Annotated in this window: 20 protein-coding genes; 8 read left to right on the top strand and 12 right to left on the bottom strand. The window is 68.7% G+C overall.

What is annotated here, in order from left to right; all coding sequences use genetic code 11:
- The first annotated feature begins 10 nt into the window (after window positions 1-10).
- From BLU81_RS00355 to BLU81_RS00345, 3 genes are read left to right on the top strand one after another with little or no spacing between them, the layout of a single operon-like run.
- Complete coding sequence (locus BLU81_RS00355) at window positions 11-988, top strand: carbohydrate ABC transporter permease (protein ID WP_092540513.1); 978 nt, start codon at window positions 11-13, stop codon at window positions 986-988.
- Window positions 988-1,824 carry a carbohydrate ABC transporter permease gene (locus tag BLU81_RS00350; protein WP_172890472.1) on the top strand — a complete coding sequence of 279 codons (837 nt, stop codon included), beginning with the start codon at window positions 988-990 and terminating at the stop codon, window positions 1,822-1,824. Before BLU81_RS00355 ends, BLU81_RS00350 begins: the two co-directional genes overlap by 1 nt.
- Entirely contained in the window at window positions 1,821-2,402 is a 582-nt protein-coding gene (locus BLU81_RS00345; RefSeq protein WP_092540511.1) for a hypothetical protein, read from the top strand. The genes BLU81_RS00350 and BLU81_RS00345 overlap by 4 nt, the downstream gene beginning before the upstream one ends.
- Window positions 2,403-2,417: 15 nt before the next feature.
- On the opposite strand, the gene BLU81_RS00340 is transcribed toward BLU81_RS00345, so the two are convergent.
- On the bottom strand, window positions 2,418-3,734 hold the full coding sequence (locus BLU81_RS00340; protein ID WP_157751045.1) for a TolB family protein: 1,317 nt from the start codon (window positions 3,732-3,734) through the stop codon (window positions 2,418-2,420).
- 207 nt (window positions 3,735-3,941) lie between these two features.
- Here BLU81_RS00340 and BLU81_RS00335 point away from each other — a divergent pair, with 207 nt between their 5' ends.
- The gene (locus BLU81_RS00335; RefSeq protein ID WP_092540507.1) at window positions 3,942-4,409 is read left to right on the top strand and encodes a GNAT family N-acetyltransferase; all 468 of its coding nucleotides are present in this window, start codon (window positions 3,942-3,944) and stop codon (window positions 4,407-4,409) included.
- Between the two features lie 70 nt (window positions 4,410-4,479).
- Here BLU81_RS00335 and BLU81_RS00330 read toward each other — a convergent pair whose 3' ends face one another.
- Window positions 4,480-4,947 carry an Lrp/AsnC family transcriptional regulator gene (locus tag BLU81_RS00330; protein ID WP_092540505.1) on the bottom strand — a complete coding sequence of 156 codons (468 nt, stop codon included), beginning with the start codon at window positions 4,945-4,947 and terminating at the stop codon, window positions 4,480-4,482.
- A 122-nt stretch (window positions 4,948-5,069) separates the two neighbouring features.
- Here BLU81_RS00330 and ald point away from each other — a divergent pair, with 122 nt between their 5' ends.
- Complete coding sequence (ald, locus tag BLU81_RS00325; RefSeq protein WP_092540503.1) at window positions 5,070-6,188, top strand: alanine dehydrogenase; 1,119 nt, start codon at window positions 5,070-5,072, stop codon at window positions 6,186-6,188.
- Between the two features lie 98 nt (window positions 6,189-6,286).
- Here the strand turns inward: ald and BLU81_RS00320 are convergent, their stop codons facing one another.
- From BLU81_RS00320 to BLU81_RS50120, 5 genes are all read right to left on the bottom strand, one after another.
- Entirely contained in the window at window positions 6,287-6,478 is a 192-nt protein-coding gene (locus tag BLU81_RS00320; RefSeq protein WP_092540501.1) for a hypothetical protein, read from the bottom strand.
- A 94-nt stretch (window positions 6,479-6,572) separates the two neighbouring features.
- Window positions 6,573-7,400 (bottom strand): MetQ/NlpA family ABC transporter substrate-binding protein, encoded by an 828-nt coding sequence (locus tag BLU81_RS00315; RefSeq protein WP_172890471.1) that lies wholly within the window; start codon window positions 7,398-7,400, stop codon window positions 6,573-6,575.
- 73 nt (window positions 7,401-7,473) lie between these two features.
- Window positions 7,474-8,130, bottom strand: a complete 657-nt coding sequence (locus BLU81_RS00310; protein WP_092540497.1) for a methionine ABC transporter permease — start codon at window positions 8,128-8,130, stop codon at window positions 7,474-7,476.
- Window positions 8,127-9,194, bottom strand: a complete 1,068-nt coding sequence (locus BLU81_RS00305; RefSeq protein ID WP_092540495.1) for a methionine ABC transporter ATP-binding protein — start codon at window positions 9,192-9,194, stop codon at window positions 8,127-8,129. The genes BLU81_RS00310 and BLU81_RS00305 overlap by 4 nt, the downstream gene beginning before the upstream one ends.
- A 246-nt stretch (window positions 9,195-9,440) precedes the next feature.
- Window positions 9,441-10,310, bottom strand: a complete 870-nt coding sequence (locus BLU81_RS50120; RefSeq protein WP_231953925.1) for a response regulator transcription factor — start codon at window positions 10,308-10,310, stop codon at window positions 9,441-9,443.
- A 162-nt stretch (window positions 10,311-10,472) separates the two neighbouring features.
- Here BLU81_RS50120 and BLU81_RS00295 point away from each other — a divergent pair, with 162 nt between their 5' ends.
- Window positions 10,473-11,681 (top strand): RNA-guided endonuclease InsQ/TnpB family protein, encoded by a 1,209-nt coding sequence (locus BLU81_RS00295; protein ID WP_092556372.1) that lies wholly within the window; start codon window positions 10,473-10,475, stop codon window positions 11,679-11,681.
- Window positions 11,682-11,721: 40 nt separating this feature from the next.
- Here BLU81_RS00295 and BLU81_RS00290 read toward each other — a convergent pair whose 3' ends face one another.
- The 5 genes from BLU81_RS00290 to BLU81_RS00270 form a co-directional block, all read right to left on the bottom strand.
- A complete protein-coding gene (locus BLU81_RS00290; RefSeq protein ID WP_092540493.1) occupies window positions 11,722-13,374 on the bottom strand; it encodes an IS1182 family transposase in 1,653 nt (550 codons plus the stop codon).
- Between the two features lie 99 nt (window positions 13,375-13,473).
- On the bottom strand, window positions 13,474-13,683 hold the full coding sequence (locus tag BLU81_RS00285; protein ID WP_092540491.1) for a hypothetical protein: 210 nt from the start codon (window positions 13,681-13,683) through the stop codon (window positions 13,474-13,476).
- A complete protein-coding gene (locus tag BLU81_RS00280) occupies window positions 13,656-15,029 on the bottom strand; it encodes a sensor histidine kinase (protein ID WP_231953914.1) in 1,374 nt (457 codons plus the stop codon). The genes BLU81_RS00285 and BLU81_RS00280 overlap by 28 nt, the downstream gene beginning before the upstream one ends.
- Window positions 15,026-15,718, bottom strand: a complete 693-nt coding sequence (locus tag BLU81_RS00275; protein WP_092540489.1) for a YqeB family protein — start codon at window positions 15,716-15,718, stop codon at window positions 15,026-15,028. The genes BLU81_RS00280 and BLU81_RS00275 overlap by 4 nt, the downstream gene beginning before the upstream one ends.
- Before the next feature lie 115 nt (window positions 15,719-15,833).
- The gene (locus tag BLU81_RS00270; RefSeq protein WP_092540487.1) at window positions 15,834-17,024 is read right to left on the bottom strand and encodes a PucR family transcriptional regulator; all 1,191 of its coding nucleotides are present in this window, start codon (window positions 17,022-17,024) and stop codon (window positions 15,834-15,836) included.
- 113 nt (window positions 17,025-17,137) lie between these two features.
- Between BLU81_RS00270 and BLU81_RS00265 the strand changes: the two genes are divergently transcribed.
- Both BLU81_RS00265 and BLU81_RS00260 read left to right on the top strand, forming a co-directional pair.
- Entirely contained in the window at window positions 17,138-18,214 is a 1,077-nt protein-coding gene (locus tag BLU81_RS00265; RefSeq protein ID WP_092540485.1) for a ferredoxin reductase, read from the top strand.
- 27 nt (window positions 18,215-18,241) lie between these two features.
- Window positions 18,242-19,420 (top strand): fatty acid desaturase family protein, encoded by a 1,179-nt coding sequence (locus BLU81_RS00260; RefSeq protein ID WP_092540483.1) that lies wholly within the window; start codon window positions 18,242-18,244, stop codon window positions 19,418-19,420.
- Window positions 19,421-19,426: the final 6 nt, after the last annotated feature.

The raw sequence follows: 19,426 nt of genomic DNA, 5'->3' as shown, positions 1-19,426 counted from the left end.
TTCTGGTCCCATGGCGACAACCACGGCCCGGCCCTCGCCGACCGCGCCGTCGGCCGGTCCCGCCGCTTCCCAGCGGCGGGGCCGGCCCGCGCGGCACAACGCGGAGAGCACCGCCGGCTACGTCTTCCTCTCCCCCTGGCTCCTCGGGCTGCTGACCATCACGGCCATCCCGATGCTGATGTCGCTCTACCTCAGCTTCACCGACTACGACGTCCTCTCCGACTGGGAGTCGATGCAGTGGGTCGGGCTGGACAACTACCGCACGATGTTCACCGAGGACCCGTCGTTCTGGCACGCGGTCCGTACCACCCTGGTGTTCGCGCTGGTCGCGACCCCGCTCAAGCTCGCCGCCGCGCTCGGGGTGGCGGTGCTGCTGAACCGCTCGTTCAAGGCGGCCGGCCTGTTCCGGGGCCTGTTCTACCTGCCGTCGCTGCTCGGCGGCAGTGTGGCGCTGGCCATCGTCTGGGTCAACATGTTCAACCGGGACGGCGCGTTCAACTCGTTCCTGGCCTGGTTCGGCATCGAGGGCAAAGCCTGGGTCAACGACCCGGACTTCGCCCTCGGCACCCTGATCCTGCTGGCCGTGTGGCAGTTCGGCGCCCCGATGGTGATCTTCCTGGCCGGTCTCAAACAGGTGCCGACCGAGTTGTACGAGGCGGCCTCGGTGGACGGGGCGAGCGCGATGCGCAAGTTCCTGAGTATCACCCTGCCGATGCTCTCCCCGGTGATCTTCTTCAACCTGGTCCTCGAGACGATCAACGGGTTCCAGGGCTTCACCTCGGCGTTCGTGCTCAGCAACGGCACCGGCGGCCCGGTCGACTCGACCCTCATGTACACCCTGCACCTCTACATCAAGGGCTGGAACGAATACCAGATGGGGTACGCCTCGGCGATGGCCTGGGTCTTCCTGCTCGCTATCGGCCTGGTGACCGCCGTCGTCTTCCGGACCGGCAGGTTCTGGGTGCACTACTCGGACGGAGAAGACTGATGACCCTCCAGCGCCTGGCCCGGCCGCTCACGCTGGTCCTGCTCTCGGCGGTGGTGCTCTACCCGCTGGTGTGGATGCTCGGCAGTTCGTTCAAGGGCCAACAGGAGGTCCTGAACAACATGTCGATCCTGCCGCGCGAATGGACACCGGGCAACTACGCCGCGGGCTGGACCAACTTCGACGTCAGTTTCGGGCGGTTCTTCGTCAACAGCGCGCTCGTGGCCGGCTTGACGGTGGTCGCGAACTGCGTCTCCTGCCTGCTGGCGGCGTACGCGTTCGCCCGGTTGAAGTTCAAGCTGCGCGGCTTCTGGTTCGCCCTCATGATCGGCACGCTGCTGCTGCCCGGGCACGTCCTGATCGTGCCGCAGTTCGTCATGTTCAAGACGTTCGGCTGGGTCGGCGGCGACTGGCCGTACGCCCCGCTGATCGTCCCGCAGTTGCTGGCCACCGAGGCGTTCTTCGTCTTCCTGATGGTCCAGTTCATGCGGGGTGTGCCCCGGGACCTGGACGAGGCCGCCACGATCGACGGCTGCACCCCGTACGGCGTGTTCCGGCATGTGATCCTGCCGTTGTCCCGCCCGGCCCTGGTGTCGACGGCGATCTTCTCCTTCATCTGGACGTGGAACGACTTCTTCCGGCAGCTGGTCTACCTGTCCGACCTGGAGAAGTACACCGCCCCGGTGGCACTGACCCTGTTCATCGACTCCAGCGGGCAGTCCTCGGTGGGGCCGATGTTCGCCATGTCGGTGCTGTCGCTGGCCCCGGTCTTCCTGTTCTTCGTGGCCTTCCAGCGGATGCTCGTCGAAGGCATCAACACGTCGGGCCTGAAAGGATGAACTGGCCGGTCGAAGCAGCGCCGGAGCTCCGCCTGGACTGGCGGGAACGCTTCGCTCTCGGCACCGATCTCGCCCTGATCGGCGTAGTGGTCACGGTCGCCGGGCTACCGCTGCTGACCCTGCCGGCGGCACTGGCCGCCGGCTCCACCGCGGTCCGGCACCGTTACGAGCACGGCCGGTTGCCGGGCTTCCGGTCGCTGCTGCGCCGGTTCGGCCGGGCGCTGCTGCCCGGCATGCCCTTTGCCGTGGCGGCGGCGCTGCTGCTGATCGACCTGATGGCACTGAGCCGCGGCTGGGTGCCCGGCGGCACACCCGTCCTGGTGGTGACCGCGGTGGCCGCCACCTGGCTGGCCGGGGTCGCCACCCTGACCCTGGTGGCCATCGGCCGGGAGACCCCGTCCCCGCTTCGCTGGGCCTGGGAGCGGGCTACCACCCGGCCCTGGTCGGCGCTGGCGCCCGCGCTGGCCGGGGTCCTCGCGTTCTTCCTGGCGCTGTCCATGCCGGCCACGATTCCGCTGGTCATCGGCTTCCACCTGTTCGCCGCGCACGTGATCAGCGACCGCCTCGCCCCCGCGTGACGCCGGTTCGGCCCGCTACCGGCCGAACCGGCCCCGCCGGAACCTCGCCACCAGCCAGGAGCCGGCGAACGCCAGCAGCACCGACAGTTCAGCGCCGATCACGACCAGCACCACCACCGAGATCAGGTCCATGTCGAACAGCGGCGGGTCACCGGGCCGCACCGCCCCCGACGACAGCACCTGATCCGGCACGTCCAGCGACTCCACGTCACCTGCTGCCCCGTGGTCGTCGCCGGACAGCAGCACCGCCGACGTGCCCAGTTCGATCAGGCTCGCGGTCCGGATCAGGTTCTGACTGGTCAGGTCGTACTGGCTGCCCTCGTCCTCGAAGGTCGTCGGCCGCGCGTCCACGGTCGGCGTGTACTCGACGGCCACCGGATCACCGGACGGCCACCAGCCCAGCACCCGCAGCGCGTAGATCCCGTCCCGGCTCCATGACCGGCCGGTGGCCACCGCGTCCGCGACCGCGATCTCGGTGACCGTCCAGCGCATCGGGTAGTCGCCGCACCCGCACTCGGCACCCGACACCACCAGCAGGTTCCTCCCGTCGCGCGACCACGCCCCCTTGCCGGCCAGCCGGGCACCGGACGGCAGCGGCACGTCCACCCCGGTGCCGTCGGCGAGCGTGATCACCCGTACCCCCGCTCCGTTCTGAAATGCCAGCCGCGAACCGTCCGGCGAGAACGCCACGGTCCAGCCCGACAACGCGGCGAGGGTCCGCAGCACGGCGATCTCGCGCGTCGCGCCGGTCTCGGCGTCGGCGAGCAGCAGCCGTACGTCCGGAGCAAGGCCGTCGTGGTCGGTCCATCGGCCCACCAGCACCGCCACCGACTTCCCATCCGGGGACCACGCCTGCGCCGCGGGCTCGTCGTCGCCCTCGCCGGACGACACCACGCCCTGATAGGCGGTGACCCGCCCGGTGGTCAGGTCGGCGATACCCTCCTCGGCGGCCAGCCGGGAACCGTCCGGGGACAGCACCGTGCCCATCCCGGCCGGGCCGTAGAGTTCGGCCACCCGGTAACTGTCGTCGGACCGGCCGACCAGCCCGGCGAGCCAGTCCGACTCGTCCGGGAACCAGGTGTTCGACGTGTACAGCACCGACGCCGCCCCGATCGGCGCCTCCAGAGCGTCCGAGGTCCACAGTGTCGGCGCCCCGACCACGGCCGGCACCGACCCGGCACCCTGGGGTTTCGGCGCCCGGTCCCCGCCGACCGGGTACCACTGCATCACCCCGCCGAACGCGAAACAGGAGACCAGCAACGTCAGCGCGGTGGTCGCCACGGCCACCCTCGCCGCCCGGCCCGCCCAGGCCGGCAACACACTCGTCGACATCAACGGCTCTCTTCAACGGTACGAGCCCGGGTGATCGCCCACCAGAGCATAATGATCATGACGACGGCGATGGACAGGGTGATCACCCTCGCCGGGACGAGCAGAAATGTTCCCATCGTGAACAGCGGCGCGTCGCCCGGGCGGTCGCTTCTCGTTGGTCGCTTCGCTGTGCGCCGCGAGCATAGGTGATCATGTAAATATGCTCGGGTGGAGATCCGAGAAGCGACTGTCGCCGATATCACCGGCATTGTGGACATCGGGCATACGACCTGGCCGGAGACCTACCGGTTCGCCGGGCCGGATTACATCGCGCACGGTCTGGCCGGCTGGTGGTCACCGGAGGCGGTCGCGCGCAGCCTGAGCACCACCACGGTTCTGGTCGCCACGGACGACGACGGGCCGATCGCGACCGGCAACATCGATCTGCGGGGCGAGGTGCCGATCATTTGGAAGCTGTACGTCCACCCGGACGTCCAGTCGGCCGGCGTCGGGTCGGCGTTGATCCGGGCACTGCTCGATCTCGCTCCGGGCCGTCCGGTACGGCTCGAGCACCTCGACGGGAATGACCGGGCCGCCCGTTTCTACGCCCGGCACGGGTTCGCCCTGCTGCGCCGGGAAGCCGCTGATCAGGCGGAATGGCCCGACACGATCTGGCTGGAGCGGCCCGCTTCGTAGGTCTTCTGTTCTTCCGCGCCGCGCTTTCGCCGCGCCCCGGCGGTGCCTCATATGCCGCGGCGATGTCCTTCTAGACGCCGCGGCGGTGTTCGAAGATCAAGTAAGTCTCGGTGCCGGAGATCAGGCCGGTGCCGCTCAGGCGTTCGGTGATCACGGCGCGTAGGTCGTCGACGTCGGCGCAGGCCACGTGCAGCAGGAAGTCGTAGGAGCCGGAGACGAAGTAGACGTCGCGGACCGCGCGGATGCCGGCCAATGACTCGGCGAAACGGCCGATCGCCTCGCGGGCGTCCGGGCGGATCCGGACCGCGATCATCGCCTGGATCGGGCGGCCGATCCACGCCGGGTCGACGTCGGCGTGGAAACCACGGACCGCACCGATCTCCCGCAACCGGCGGATCCTGGTGAGGCAGGTGGACGGGGCGATGCCGACCCGGTCGGCGAGGGCGTTGTTCGGCATCCGGCCGTCGACCCGCAGAAGGCTCAGCAACTCCAGGTCGATGTGATCGAGACCTCGAACATCCTTCGGTACGTCGGTCACAGCACGCTGCCCCCCGGCAGCAAATGCGCCACCACCGTTACGAACAGAATCTTCTTCGTTCGGCTTGCCGGAGTGCTGCACATCGTTTCACTCTAACGACAAGAGCAGCGGAAGGGATCGCCATGCACATCGGTGTGCCGTCAGAGGTCAAGAACCACGAGTACCGGGTGGCCATCACCCCGGCCGGCGTGGTGGAAGCGGTACGGCACGGGCACCAGGTGTCGGTGCAGTCCGGGGCCGGAGCGGGATCCTCGATCACCGACGGTGACTACGTGAGCGCGGGCGCCCACATCCTTCCCGACGCGGACTCGGTGTGGGGCACCACCGACATGATCCTCAAGGTCAAGGAACCGATCGCCAGCGAGTACCACCGCCTGCGCCAAGGCCAGGTCCTCTTCACCTACCTTCATCTGGCCGCCGACGCCGAGGGCACCAAAGCCCTGCTCAACAGCGGGACCACCGCCATCGCGTACGAGACGGTCCAGCTCGCTGACGGCTCCCTGCCACTGCTCGCCCCGATGTCCGAGGTCGCCGGGCGGCTCGCCCCGCAGGTCGGCGCCTACAGCCTGATGCGCAACAGCGGCGGCCGTGGCGTGCTCCCCGGCGGGGTTCCCGGCGTGGCGCCGGCCAGCATCACCATCATCGGAGGCGGTGTCTCCGGCGTGAACGCGGCCACCATCGCCCTCGGTCTCGGCGCTGACGTCACCGTGCTCGACCTGAGCATCCCGCGGCTGCGGCAGATCGACGCGCAGTTCGGCGGCCGGGTCAAGACGCTGGTGTCGAACTCGTACACCATCGAACAGTCGGTGACCACCGCCGACATGGTGATCGGGGCCGTCCTGGTGCCCGGCGCCAAAGCACCCACTCTGGTCAGCAACGACCTGGTCAAGCGGATGAAACCCGGTTCGGTGCTCGTCGACATCGCCATCGACCAGGGCGGCTGCTTCGAGGACTCCCGGCCCACCACCCACGAGAACCCGGTCTACCAGGTGCACGACTCGGTCTTCTACTGCGTCGCCAACATGCCCGGTGCCGTCCCCAACACTTCGACGTACGCACTGACCAACGCCACCCTGCCGTACGCGATCCGCCTGGCCGACCTCGGCTGGCGCGACGCCCTGCGCGCCGACCCGGCCCTCGCCCTCGGCCTGAACGCGCACCACGGCGCCCTCACCAACGACCTGGTCGGCTCGGCCCTCGGTCTCCCCACCGAGAAGATCGCCGCAGTACTGGCGCTCTGACCCGACCTCTCCCGCGTGCCCTCCGCTCCCGAACCGGGCGGAGGGCGCGCCCTTTTCTCCCCTCACCGCACGGTCACCACGGCAACCGGGGTGACGCGTCAGGCCGCGGTGTGCAGGGCCCGCTCGTGCTCGAAGCTCAGGATCGTGGCGGGACATTGGTCGGCACGACGGGTGTCGACCAGCTCGACGACGTCGTCGGCGAGGATGCGCGGTGGCAGGATGCCGAAGCGCTCGGTGCGGTGCCGCGCGGAGGCGGAAACGGCCTCGGCCGGATGGGTCTGCTCAGCCATCCCTTGATGATGCGCCTGGTGAGAGGCCCGCGCTACCCCGAATTCGGGAAAGAGGGAGCCGCGTTCTCACGTGACTCCCTCTCGGTGTCCTGGATCAGAACGCGGCCAGGACGGAACCCTGATACTTGTCCTCGATGAACTTCTTGACCTCGGCCGAGTGCAGCAGCTTCTCCAGCTTGACGATGCGGGCGTCGGTCTCGTCGCCGGTGCGCACGACGACCAGGTTCGCGTACGGGTTGTCGTCACCCGTCTCCAGCGCGAGCGCGTCGGTCGACGGCTTGAGGCCGGTCTCGATCGCGTAGTTGCCGTTGATCACCGAGATCGCGGTGTCTTCCAGGCTGCGCGGGAGCTGAGCCGCCTCGAGGGCCTTGAACTGCAGGTTCTTCGGGTTGACGGTGATGTCCTTCTCGGTCGCCTTGACGCCGACGCCCTCCTTGAGGGTGATCAGGCCGTTCTTGGCGAGCAGGTTGAGGGACCGGCCCGAGTTCGACGGGTCGTTCGGGATCGCGACGACGCCACCGTTGGGGACGTCGGCGATCGCCTTGACCGTCTTGGAGTAGACGCCGAGCGGCTCGATGTGCACCGGCTTGAGCGCGGTGAACTTGTAGCCCTTGGCGTCGACCTCCTCCTCCAGGTACGGGATGTGCTGGAAGTAGTTGGCGTCCAGTTGCTTCTCGCTCAGCGCGACGTTCGGCTGGATGTAGTCGTTGAACTCGACGATCTCGATCTTCAGGCCTTCGGCGGCGGCCAGGTTGTCCGAGACGTACTTGAGGATCTCACCGTGCGGGACCGGGCTGACGCCGACCTTGAGGGTGTCGGTGGACGCCGACTCGGCGGCGTCGTCGCTGGAGGAACCACAGGCGGCCAGTCCCAGGGTGAGGGTGGCTGCGGCGAGGACAGCGGCAAGGGAACGGCGGCGCATGACTTTACCTTTCATTTCGATCGGACTTAGAGGAATTCGGACGAACCCCGGACCGGATCACGGCCCGAGTGGCTCAGCGGTGCGACAACCTGCGGACGAGCAGGTCACCGACCATCTGGACGAGCTGAACGAAGATGATCAGAGCCACCACCGTGGCGATCATCATGTCGGTTTCGAAACGCTGATAGCCGTACCGGATGGCCAGGTCACCGAGGCCGCCACCGCCGACCACGCCGGCCATCGCCGAGTAGCCGACCAGCGCGATCACTGTGATCGTCAGACCCGCGACCAGGCCGGGAAGCGACTCACGCAGCAGCACCTTGCCGACGATCTGGGTTCGGGTGGCGCCCATCGCGGTGGCCGCGGCGACCACATCAGCCGGGACCTCCCGCAACGCCGACTCGACGATCCGCGCGAAGAACGGGATCGCACCGATGGTCAGCGGCGCGATCGCCGCGTCGGTGCCGATCGTGGTGCCGACGATCGCCCGGGTGAACGGGATGACGGCGACCAGCAGGATGATGAACGGCAGCGAACGGCCGACGTTCACGATCAGGCCCAGCACCACGTTCAGCGGCGGCACCGGCAGCAGGCCACCCTTGTCGGTGAGCACCAGCAGCACCCCGACGAGCAGCCCGCCGACCGCGGTGAGCAGGGTGGAGACGAGGACCATCCAGGCGGTCTCCTGAAGGCCCACTTCGAGCAGTTCGAGGACTTCGGACCAGGTCATGCCGTCACTCCGCGCTTACGCAGGTAGTCGAGAGCCGCCCTGTTGGCATCGGGCGAGCCGGGCAGGGCCAGCCGCCAGCGGCCGGCACGCGTCGCGGCCAGGGTCTCCACCGAACCACCCAGGATGCGTACGTCGATCTCGAACCGCCTCGCGAGGTCGGCGATGATCGGCTCATCCGCATCAGCACCACTGACCGTGATGTCAACGATCGTCGTGCCGTGGCTCGTCGTGCTGTCGCTCGTCGTGCTGTCGCTCGTCGTGCCGCCACTGCCGCCGAACGTGGGAGATCCGCCGGACGTGGGGGATACGCCGGGCTCCAGGGGGACGCGGGGTTCCAGGGGGAACAGGTCGCGGGCCAGCTCGGAGTCCGGCCGCCTCAGTAGGTCGGCGATCGTGCCGGACTCGACGAAACGCCCGTCCCGCATCACCGCGGCCGACGTGCAGATCCGCTTCACCACGGTCATCTCGTGGGTGATCAACAGAACGGTCAGCCCGAGACGCCGGTTGAGGTCGAGCAGCAGCCGCAGGATCGACTCGGTCGTCTCCGGATCGAGCGCCGAAGTGGCCTCGTCGGAGAGCAGGACCTTAGGCCGTGCGGCGAGCGCACGGGCGATCCCGACTCGTTGTTTCTGACCCCCGGACAACTGAGCCGGGTACGCGTCAGCACGCTCACCGAGCCCCACCAGATCGAGCAGCTCAGCGACCCGGGCCTTGCGCTCGGCCCGCGGAGTACCGGTCACTTCCAGCGCGAACGCGACGTTACCGGCCACGGTCCGCGACGACAGCAGCGCGAAATGCTGGTGGATCATCCCGATCCCCTGCCGCGCGATCCGCAGGTCCTTGCGGCGCAGCTTCGTCAGCTCACGACCGTCGACCGAGACGGTGCCCGCATCAGGCCGCTCCAGCATGTTCACACACCGTAGAAGCGTGCTCTTGCCCGCGCCACTCTGCCCCAGAACCCCGTAGACCTCGCCCTCACCAACACTGAGGTCCACCCCGTCGACAGCAATGACGGCCCGTTTCCTGGAGCGGTACGTCTTGCGAAGCCCGCCTATTTCGATCACGTGAACACCCTGGTCAGCAGTTGTGACGGTCGCCGCAAAACCTACTCATCCCGTGGGCTTTGCACCGGAACTCAAACTAGCGTCCGTTACCAGCGATAGCCACCTCGTGTAACGACCCTCACGACTTCCGTAACTTTCACGCTCCCCGATGTCCCAGGTCCCAGGTCCCACCCGCGCCCAGCCAGGTCCCACGCCACCCGTGCCACCCCGTGCCGCGTCGTTACCCGCTACGCCCGTGCGGGACGGTCACGCTCGCCGGATCCCCGCCTCGTGCACCAGCACCGCGACCTGCACCCGGTTGACGCAGCCGAGCTTGTCCAGAACCCGCGACACATAGGCCTTCACCGTCGGCACGCTCATGTGCAGCTCGGTCCCGATCTGCGCGTTGGACGCCCCGGTCGCCACCGCCTCGGCGACCTGCCGCTCCCGCTCGGCCAGCCTCTCCAGAACCGCCAACGCCCGCTCCCGAGCACCGTCGCCGGCCCGGTCCGCGCTCTCCCCCGAGCCCCGGCCCAGGTCTTCCCGTGAGCCCCAGCCCCCACTCCTCCCAGAGCCCCGGCCCGAACTCCCCAGCGAATCCCGGCCCGAGCCTTCCCACGAACCTCGGCCCTGTTCCTCCCGCGAACCGCGGCTCAGATCCTCCCCCGAGCCCGTGCCCCGGGTTGAGCCCGGATTTGCTGGGTCGCTGCGGCCGACCGCGTAGTCGATCAGGCGTGGGAGTACCGCCGGAGCCAGGATCGACTCGCCGGCCGCGGCGCGGCGGACCGCACTGATGATCTCGGTGGGGGCGATGTCCTTGAGCAGGAAGCCGTTGGCGCCCAACCGGAGTGCTCCGAGCAGGTTCGCATCGGTGTCGAAGGTGGTCAGCACGATGATCGCGGGCGACGGCCCGTCACGCCGCAGTTCCTCGGTGGCGGCCAGCCCGTCCATCCGGGGCATCCGCACGTCCATCAGGACCACGTCGGGTTTCAGCTCACGGGTCATCGCGACGGCTTCGGCGCCGTCCCCGGCTTCGCCGACGATCCGGATCACCGGGTCGGCGCCGAGCACCAGCGACAACCCGACCCGCACGAGCGGATCGTCATCGGCGATCAGGACACGGACGGTATCGGTCATCAGATTTCCTTCTGTGGATACTCCGGCCTTCAGGCCGGAGAGGAAACGGAACCCCTGCGGAGCAGGTCGGGGATAGCCGATCCGCCGTCAAGGCGGATAGGCGTCTACCACCCGCGACAAGCCCGCACGATCGTTTCCAAACTATTGTGCTAACTTGTGAGCGTGACCTCAAGCGTGAAGCGGGCGTTCAAGTTCCGCTTCTACCCGGACCCGGAGCAGGCCGACCTGCTGAACCGGACGTTCGGGTGCGTGCGCAAGGTCTACAACCTGGCGTTGCAGGCCCGCACCGAGGGCTGGTACCAGCGCCAGGAGCGAGTCAACTACAACGCCACCAGCGCCATGCTGACCGCGTGGAAGAAGTCCGAGGAACTGGCCTTCCTCAACGAGGTGTCCTCCGTGCCCTTGCAGCAGTGCCTGCGGCACCTGCAAGGCGCGTTCTCCGCGTTCTGGGAGAAACGGACCCGCTACCCGCGCTTCAAGTCCAAGCGCAAGTCGCGGGCGTCGGCCGAGTTCACCCCGTCCGCGTTCCGCTTCAAGGACGGCAAGCTGACCCTGGCGAAGATGTCCGCTCCGCTGGACATCGTCTGGTCCAGGCCGCTGCCCGAGGGGCAGACACCGTCCACGGTGACGGTGTCGCGGGACTCGGCGGGCCGCTGGTTCGTGTCCCTGCTCTGCGAGGACATCCCGGCCCCGATGCCTGCCACCACGGCAGCGGTCGGGATCGACGCCGGGTTGACCCATCTGGTCACCCTGTCCACCGGGGAGAAGGTCGCCAACCCCCGCCACGAACGCACCGACCGCAAGCGGCTGGCCCGCGCGCAGCGGGAACTGGCCCGCAAGGACAAGGGCTCCAAGAACCGGGCCGAGGCCCGGCTCAAGGTTGCCCGCGTCCACGCCCGCATCACCGACCGGCGACGCGACACCCTGCACAAACTGACTACTCGGCTCGTTCGTGAGAACCAAACGATCGTGATCGAGGACCTGGCCGTACGCAACATGGTCAAGAACCACAGCCTGGCCCGCGCCATCAGCGACGCGGCCTGGCATGACTTCCGCTCCCTGCTGACCTACAAGGCCGAGTGGTACGGCCGGGACCTGGTCGTGATCGACCGCTGGTACCCGTCGTCCAAGGTCTGCTCGGCGTGCGGAGCCATCGCTGACAAGATGCCGCTGAACGTACGGGAATGGACGTGCCGGTGCGGCACGACCCACGACCGTGACGTGAACGCGGCACGCAACATTTTGGCCGCCGGGCTGGCGGTGTCTGCCTGTGGAGCCGGCGTAAGACCTCAACGGGGGAATCTCCGTTCGGGGCGGCAGGCTGTGAAGCAGGAAACCCGGCGGGCGACCGCCGGAATCCCCGTCCTTTAGGACCCCGTTGGGGAACGGCCAAAACGGTATGTAACGACCTTCAGCCAGCGAGGTCGAGGTCGAGTTGGGTGAGGTGGCTGGTTCTGGTTCGGCCGAGTGGTGTTCCGGTGAGCCAGGCGTCGATGCGGACGATGTTGGCTGCGGTAGCGGCGAGGAGGTGACCGAGGTGGGTCTTGTCCGCACCGGTGTATCGGGTGCTCCGGATTCCGGTGTGCCGGACGACCTGGGAGATCGTGGCCTCGACTCCGGCGCGGATGTGGTAGCGCTGCTGCCACGCCTCGGTGACCTGTTCACCACGTCTGGCCTCCAAGACTTCCTGCTGAGCTGCGGGAAGCAGGGTGAGGCTGCGACCCCATTTACTGTTGACGCTGGCAGTGGTGCACTCGGCCCGGACCGGGCAACCCGTGCAGTCACCGGCGGCGAAGTGCACTCGTGCCAGTTCGGTGCCGCTGCTCTTGCGCTGGGCCGACCAGCTGATACTGGTCTTGCCCTGCGGGCAGGTCACGGCCTTGGACTGCCAGTCGATGCGGAAGGCGCTCTGCGGGAAACGTTCGCCCTGGTGGGTATCCAGTCCTACCGGACCGAGCAGATCGATACCGTGTTCGTCGCGAGCGGTCACGATGTGCGCGGCGGTGACGTAACCGGCGTCGACCACATGTTCGCCCGGCACTCGTTGCCGGCAGGCCATGTTCTGATGGATGGTCCCGGTTGTCTCGGTGTCGGTGACTGTGGCATCGGTGGTCAGCACACCAGTGATGATCCGCGGCAGGTCCGCCTCGCAGGTCTCGCTGAAATGCACCTTGTAACCGGACCAGCCCAGACCCCGTTTGAGGCCGTAGCGGGCGTCGATGTCGTACGGCGAGGCCAGCCGGTTTCTACTGGGCGGGAGGTCTTTGCCCTCCCGCCAGTGCACCTCCTCACCAGCACGCTGGTACTGCTGCTCCCACACCTGGCCGAGGACCTGGACCGCCGGGATCTCCCGCAACCATGCCGGCGCACCGGGTGCAGCGACCGCGTCCAGGATCAGATAGCCGTCCCGCCCTACCTGCTCAGCCCACCGCATGCGCACGTCGTCGCCCTTGGGGAAGCGGTACGAGTCGATCCGGGCACCGTATCGCCCGGCCCAGTCGGCATCGATGCGTGGGGCGAGCCACTGTGGAGCGGTCTTGGCCAGGACTTCGAGGGCCGCCCGCAGGGTTTCCCCGACGAACTCCATCCGGTTCAACGTGCGCACCGCTGCCAGCACATGGGTGGAGTCGGTGCGTTGCCGGCCACCGGCGCGCAGCAGTCCCAGCCGCGAGCAGTGGTCCAGGATCACCTCCAGGACCTTCTCCTCCAGCCCATGTTTGATCAGCCGGGCCCGGAAATCGCCAAGGATCGTGTAGTCGAAACCGGGATCATCGAGTTCCAGACCGAGCAGGTACTTCCAGTCCATCCTGGCCCGGACCTGGTCAGCGGCCTGCCTGTCGCTGAGCCCTTCCGCGTACTGCAGCACCGACACCAGCGCCAACACCCCCGGCGAGGCCGCCGGACGGCCCACCGCCGGGAACGCCAGTGCGAACGCCGAATCGCCAAAGACCGGCCCGAGCGCGTCTCGGATCCGCACCGCGAGAGTGCCCTTCGGGAACGACGCCCGCACCACCCGCGCGGTCAACTCCGGCACCCCACGGTCATCCCACGCTTCCAGCGACACCCTGAACCCTTTCCACCCGGCAAACCCGACAATCATGCCAACAAGCGGATTCAGATGGTTTGGCCGTTCCCCAACGGGGTCCTTTAGGGCGGGGAGAGGTCAAGACGCCCAGGTTTCCGGATGACGGACGAGAACACCGCTCCGCCCCCGAGGACTCCGGCCGGGACCACCGACCAGGCCACGGACGGCGTCCAGGTGACGAACCGCGACCCGGGCGTGGACCGCGATCAGGACGTGGTCCGCGAGCAATGCGTGGACCGCGACCAAGGCGTAGACCGCGATCAAGGCGTGGACGGTGTCGGCGGCCATGGCAACCAGGCTTCCAGGTCGAAGGTGAGGCCGGTCCGCGGGTCGCCGTACACGCCGTGTCGCAGTCGCCCGTCGAGAAGGTCGACACGCTCGGCGAGCCCGATCAGCCCTGAGCCGGACGGGGATCCGGCCGACACGGAGCGGGAACCGGAAGGCCCGGATCGGGAATGGGATTCGGCTGACGCGGCGCGAGGACCGGCTGGCTTCCAGCGGGAATGGGATTCGGCTGACGCGGAACGGAAAGCGGACGGCTCGGAGCGGGGAACGGGTGGCGTGGGGCGGCGGGGTCTGGTGGGGAGCGGGTTGGAGATGTGGATGTGCAGGCCGGATGACGGGTCGCCGTCGAGCAGCACCGTGACGGGAGTTGACGGCGCGTGTTTGGCGGCGTTGGTCAGGCCCTCCTGGATCAGGCGGTAGACCGTTCGGCCCAGGGACGCGCCGACCGGTGGGGAGCCGAGACGGTCGGTGAACGTGACGGACAAGCCTGCCCGGCCGGCCTCGGCGACCAGTTCGGGCACGTGGCTCAGGTCGGGCTGGGGGCGCAGGTCCTCGGTCGGGCCGGCCCGCAGGATGCCAAGGATCTCGCGTAGGTCGTCCAAGGCCTGGGCTGCGCTGTCCCGGATCAGCGTGGCGGCCCTGGCCACTTCGTCGGGCGTCAGATCGGGGCGGATGTGCAGGGCACCGGCGTGCAGGCTGACCATGGAGATCCGGTGGGCGAGGGCGTCGTGCATCTCGCGGGCGATCCGTTCTCGTTCCAGGGCGCGCAGCGTGTCGGCGCGGAGGCGGGACTCCTCCTCGGCTCGGGCGGCTCGTTCCCGCAGTGACTCGATCAGCTCCCGCCGGGAGCGGGCGGCCGTTCCCAGGGCGACCGTGGTGGCGGTGATGGCGACGCTCAGGACGAGGCTCACCACCGTCGGGACGGACGGGTCGGGGTAGAGGACCGAATAGACGGCCCCGCCCAGCAGGTTCACCGCGACGATCGCCACGACCGGGCGGCCCCGGCGGCGGGCCACGACCGTGTAGAGAGCGATCAGCGCGGCGGCACCGGCCGCGTCGTCGACCGTCGCGGCGGCCGCCAGGAACAGGGCGACCGGCATCGGGTGGCTACGCCGCCACCACAGCGCCAGGGACAGGACACAACCGCTCAGGAAGATGAGGAAGGTGGTGTCGTCGTCGAGCCCCCGGATCTCAGCCGCGTCGCCGGCCAGGAGCAACCCGCCGAACCAGGAGACCAGGATCGCCGCCACGTCCCACGCCCGGCCGTCCCACACCCGGCCCATCCACGACCGGCTGAACCGCGGACGACCAGAGGCCACGGGTGCCGGCTCGTTCTGCGTGCCGGTCATGACCGGACCAGGGGTCGCCAGTGCTGACGGTCACCGTCGTCGCGGATCGCGTAACCCAGCTTCTCCAGCGATCCGCGCAGTTCGGCGGCCTCCTTGCCGGCTTTCTTGCGCACAGCCATGGCACGGGCCGACAGGACTGCCTCGACGGCCACCGGCAGCTCCCCGGAGTAGGGCACCCACGGCTGGTAGAGATCGGTGAAGGGGTCGTCGGCACGCCACGGGTACCCGTACGCAAGGAAGGTCTTCTCCAGCGGGCCCGCATCGGCCTGTGGCTCGCCGTGGAACATCTGCCGGGACTCCCCGTCCAGGATGATCAGGCTGCCACGCTCCAGGAAGACGAAGTCGATCTCCGCCCGGGGCACGGTGACAACGCTGTCGCCGGTCTCCAGCCGCACTCCGGTGGGCGCGACCGTCACGCGGGTGCTGCGGCCCAGGATCTCCACGCTGGCCAGCACACCGAGGACGGCCAGGATGGCGGCTTGGATCGCGACCTTCCACCAGTCGTCGACGGCGGCCAGCACCCGCCACACCACGCCGAGCACCGGGAAGCCGACGTCGACCAGCCAGCGCGCGAGGATCGGCAGGAGCACCGCCAGCGCGATCCCCACGGCGGCCGGGCCGACCGTCACGAGCACCCGGCCGGCCGGGGAGAACGTGAGAACGGTGGCATCCCGCCGGGTTGAGCTCATGCCGCCACGTTAGGCCGGGCGGAGTAGGCCCGGACAGTTGCCGAAAGTCGATGGTTCGCGACTTTGGTATATCCGACGAGGGCGGAGACAGCACAGCGGACAGCGACGGTAGATCTCACGAGGACTCGGGAATCGCCAGCGCGATCGTCAGCGCGAGCACCCACCGCGGATCCCGGAGCCGGTCACCGTACAACTCGCGCAGCCGGGCCATCCGATAGCGAACCGTCTGCGGATGAACGAACAGCTCAGCCGCGATGTCCTCCCGCCGCCCATGGTGCAGCAGCCAGCTGCGCAGCGTCTCGATCAGCTTGGCGGCGGCCGCGCCGCGCTCCCCGGCGAGCGGGTTCAGCGCCCAGGCCCGCAGATCCTCGAGCGCGCCCGCGTCGGCGGTGACCACGACGGCGGCCAGGTGGTCCTCGGTGTCGACGACCGTGCCGTCGGCGGGCGGCGCGAGCCGATGGACCCGGAGCGCCCGGTCCAGCGAGCTCTTCGCCTCCGCCCAGGGCCGGGCCGGGCCGATCACCACGTCGTGCCCGGTGAGCAGGCGGTTCAGGGTCGGCCGGGAGCCGCCCTGCGGGTCGGGGACGAGCAGTGCGGTGGTGCCGGGCAGGTCGGGCACCGCGTCGGCGAGTTGCAGGGTGCGCGGGTCGAGCAGGTCGATCACCCAGCGGGCGGCGCGTTCCGGCAGGAGCAGGGCGGTGAGGGTCTGCGGGGGTGACCACTCGGCCTGTTCGGCGAGGCCCTGGAGGACGTGTGAGGGTTCGCCGGCGGCCAGGGCCTGGACGAGTTCGTGCAGGCGGCGCTGCCGGATCCGGCCGGAGGCGGCGAGTTCGTCGGCGTGTCCGGCGACGCTGGCGGCGGACAGTTCGTCGATGTAGGCGAAGACCAGTTCGGCGAAGTCGGCGATGGTGGCGGCGGGCTGACCGGCCCGGACACTGATCGCGGCGAGTTCGCGCCAGGCCACCCGGGCGCCGACACGGTACGCCGCGAGCAGCGCGTCCAGGCTGCGGCCGTTGCGGGCCTCACCCCGGCCGAGCGCGTACGCGGCTTCGACCGCCGACGCCATCGGGGTGCCGGGGTCGGCGCCGGGACGCGACACCAGGTTGAGGAAGGCACCCAGCGCGGCCCGTACCGCCCGGGCGATCTTGAGTCCGAGTGCACCCGCGAAGGGTTCCGCGTACGCGGGCACCTCTTTGATGATCGCGGCGATGGTCCTGGTCGACACCGAGGACAGGCCGAGCCGGAGCGGATCGACGACCTCCACCGGCAGGCGGTACGACCCGATGTCGCGTAGTGGTGGTTTCACGCGAACTCTTTACCACAAACCGTCCGACTCTTGTTCCCTACGAACAATTACGGCTCCGGGGATTCACTTCTCCTGGTCAGGACTTTGCTCTGGTGAAGCAGCACTCTTGAGATGTGCCTGTTACACAGACATTGCGCGACGGAGCGTGGCGAGTCGTCGAGCTGATCACCACCCCGGTGGTGCCGGCCGACTACCTCGACGTGATCGCACCCCTGCGCAACCCGACCGTCCTGCGCGCCCGTGTCGAAGCGGTGCGCCCCGAGACCGCCAACGCGGTCACCCTGGAGCTGCGCCCCGGGCGTGGCTGGGAGCCGCACGAGCCCGGACAGTACATCCGTCTCGGCGTCGACATCGACGGCGTACGGCTGTGGCGTGCCTATTCGGTGAGCAGCGAGGCCTCCCGCCGGGACGGCCGGTTCACCGTCACGGTCAACGCCGTGAAGGACGGTGTGGTCAGCTCGTACATCCGCGATCACGTCCGTAAGGGCATGATCGTGCACCTGGACCTGCCGTCCGGTGACTTCGTGCTGCCGGTCGAGCGACCGGCGAAGGCGCTGTTCGTGACCGCGGGCAGCGGCATCACCCCGGTGATGGGCATGCTGCGCAGCGCCCTGCACCAGATGGCCGACGTGGTCGTGGTGCACTCGGCGAAGACCGCGCAGGACGTCGTCTTCGGCGCCGACCTGCGGGCGCTGGCCGCCGCGGGCCGGATCACGCTGGTCGAGCGGCACACCACCGCCGACGGCCGGCTCAAGCCGGAAGGGCTGGCCGAGCTGGTGCCGGACCTGTTCGAGCGGGAGACCTGGGCCTGCGGCCCGGCCGACCTGCTCGACGACCTCCAGGCACACTGGGCCGACGCGGGCGCCGCCGAGCGGCTGCACGTGGAGCGGTTCCGTCCGACGGTGCTGATCGCCGGGGACAGCGGCACGGTCCTGTTCGAGAAGACGGGGACGACCGTCGAGGTTCCGGGCGGCACCACCATCCTGGACGCCGGTGAGGCCGCCGGGCAGCTGATGAAGTCCGGCTGCCGGATGGGCATCTGTTACAAGTGCGTGCTGCCGATGCGTGAGGGCATCGTGCGCGACGTGCGGGACGGCACCATCACGACCGCGACCGAGGTCGACGGTGACAACGTCCTGATCCAGACCTGTGTCACCACCGCAGCCGGCCCGTGCCGGTTCGACGCCTGACGAACATCTAGAAAGCTGGGAAATGCCGTGACGACGCTGCAGCGTAAGGAATCCAACCCGATCGCCCACCTCTCCCCCGAGGACATCGAGGAGATCGGCCGCGAGCTCGACGCGATCCGCGACGAGTTCCTGGCCCTCCGCGGTGAGAAGGACGCTGCGCACATCCGCCGGATGATCAAGATCCAGCGGCGGCTGGAGCTGGCCAGCCGGGCCACGCTGATGCTCTCGGTCTTCCCGCCCGCCTGGGTTCTCGGCACCGCCGGCCTGGCGATCGCCAAGATCCTGGAGAACATGGAGATCGGTCACAACATCCTGCACGGCCAGTACGACTTCATGCGCGACTCGAAGATCCACTCCACCACCTGGGAGTGGGACCACGCATCGCCCGCCGAGCAGTGGAAGCACTCGCACAACGAGTTGCACCACAAGTACACCAACGTCATCGGCCGTGACAACGACCTCGGTTACGGCATCATGCGCGTCGACGAGCAGCAGCGCTGGACCAAGGCGCACCTGGGCCAGCCGCTCTACAACCTGATCAACGCGCTCTTCTTCGAATACGGCATCGCCGCGTACGACCTGGAACTGGGCCGCAACCTCAAGACCAAGAAGCGCCGCAACAACCCCGAGTTCCGCGAGCGTCTCCGCGCGGTCGGCCGGAAGATCCGCAAGCAGGCCACCAAGGACTACCTGGTGCAGCCGGCCCTGACGATCCCGGCCGGTCTGGCCGTCGGCAACCCGGTCGGCGCCTTCTTCGGCACCATGGCGGCCACCGCGATCGCTAACGTCGCCCGCAACCTGTGGTCCCACTCCGTGATCATCTGCGGTCACTTCCCGAAGGGTGTCGAGACCTTCGAGCGCACCTCGATCACCGGCGAGACCCGCGGCGAGTGGTACCTGCGGCAGATGCTCGGCTCGGCCAACATCTCCGGCGGCAAGCTGATGCACATCATGACCGGCAACCTGTCGCACCAGATCGAGCACCACCTCTTCCCCGACCTGCCGTCCAGCCAGTACGCGCAGATCGCCCCGAAGATCAAGGCCCTCTTCGCGAAGTACGAGCTGAAGTACGTCTCCGGGCCGATGGTCGTGCAGGTCGCCTCCGCCTGGGCCAAGGTCATCCGCCTGGCCCTGCCGAACCCCGAGCCGGCCCGCGAGATCGACCACTCGATCCCGGCCCGCAAGCCGGTCGAAGTAGCCGCCTGACCGCTG

The organism is Actinoplanes derwentensis, assembly GCF_900104725.1.
Taxonomy (GTDB): domain Bacteria; phylum Actinomycetota; class Actinomycetes; order Mycobacteriales; family Micromonosporaceae; genus Actinoplanes; species Actinoplanes derwentensis.
The sequence above is the reverse complement of the archived record's forward strand: the minus strand, read 5'-3'. Positions and strand labels throughout refer to the sequence as shown.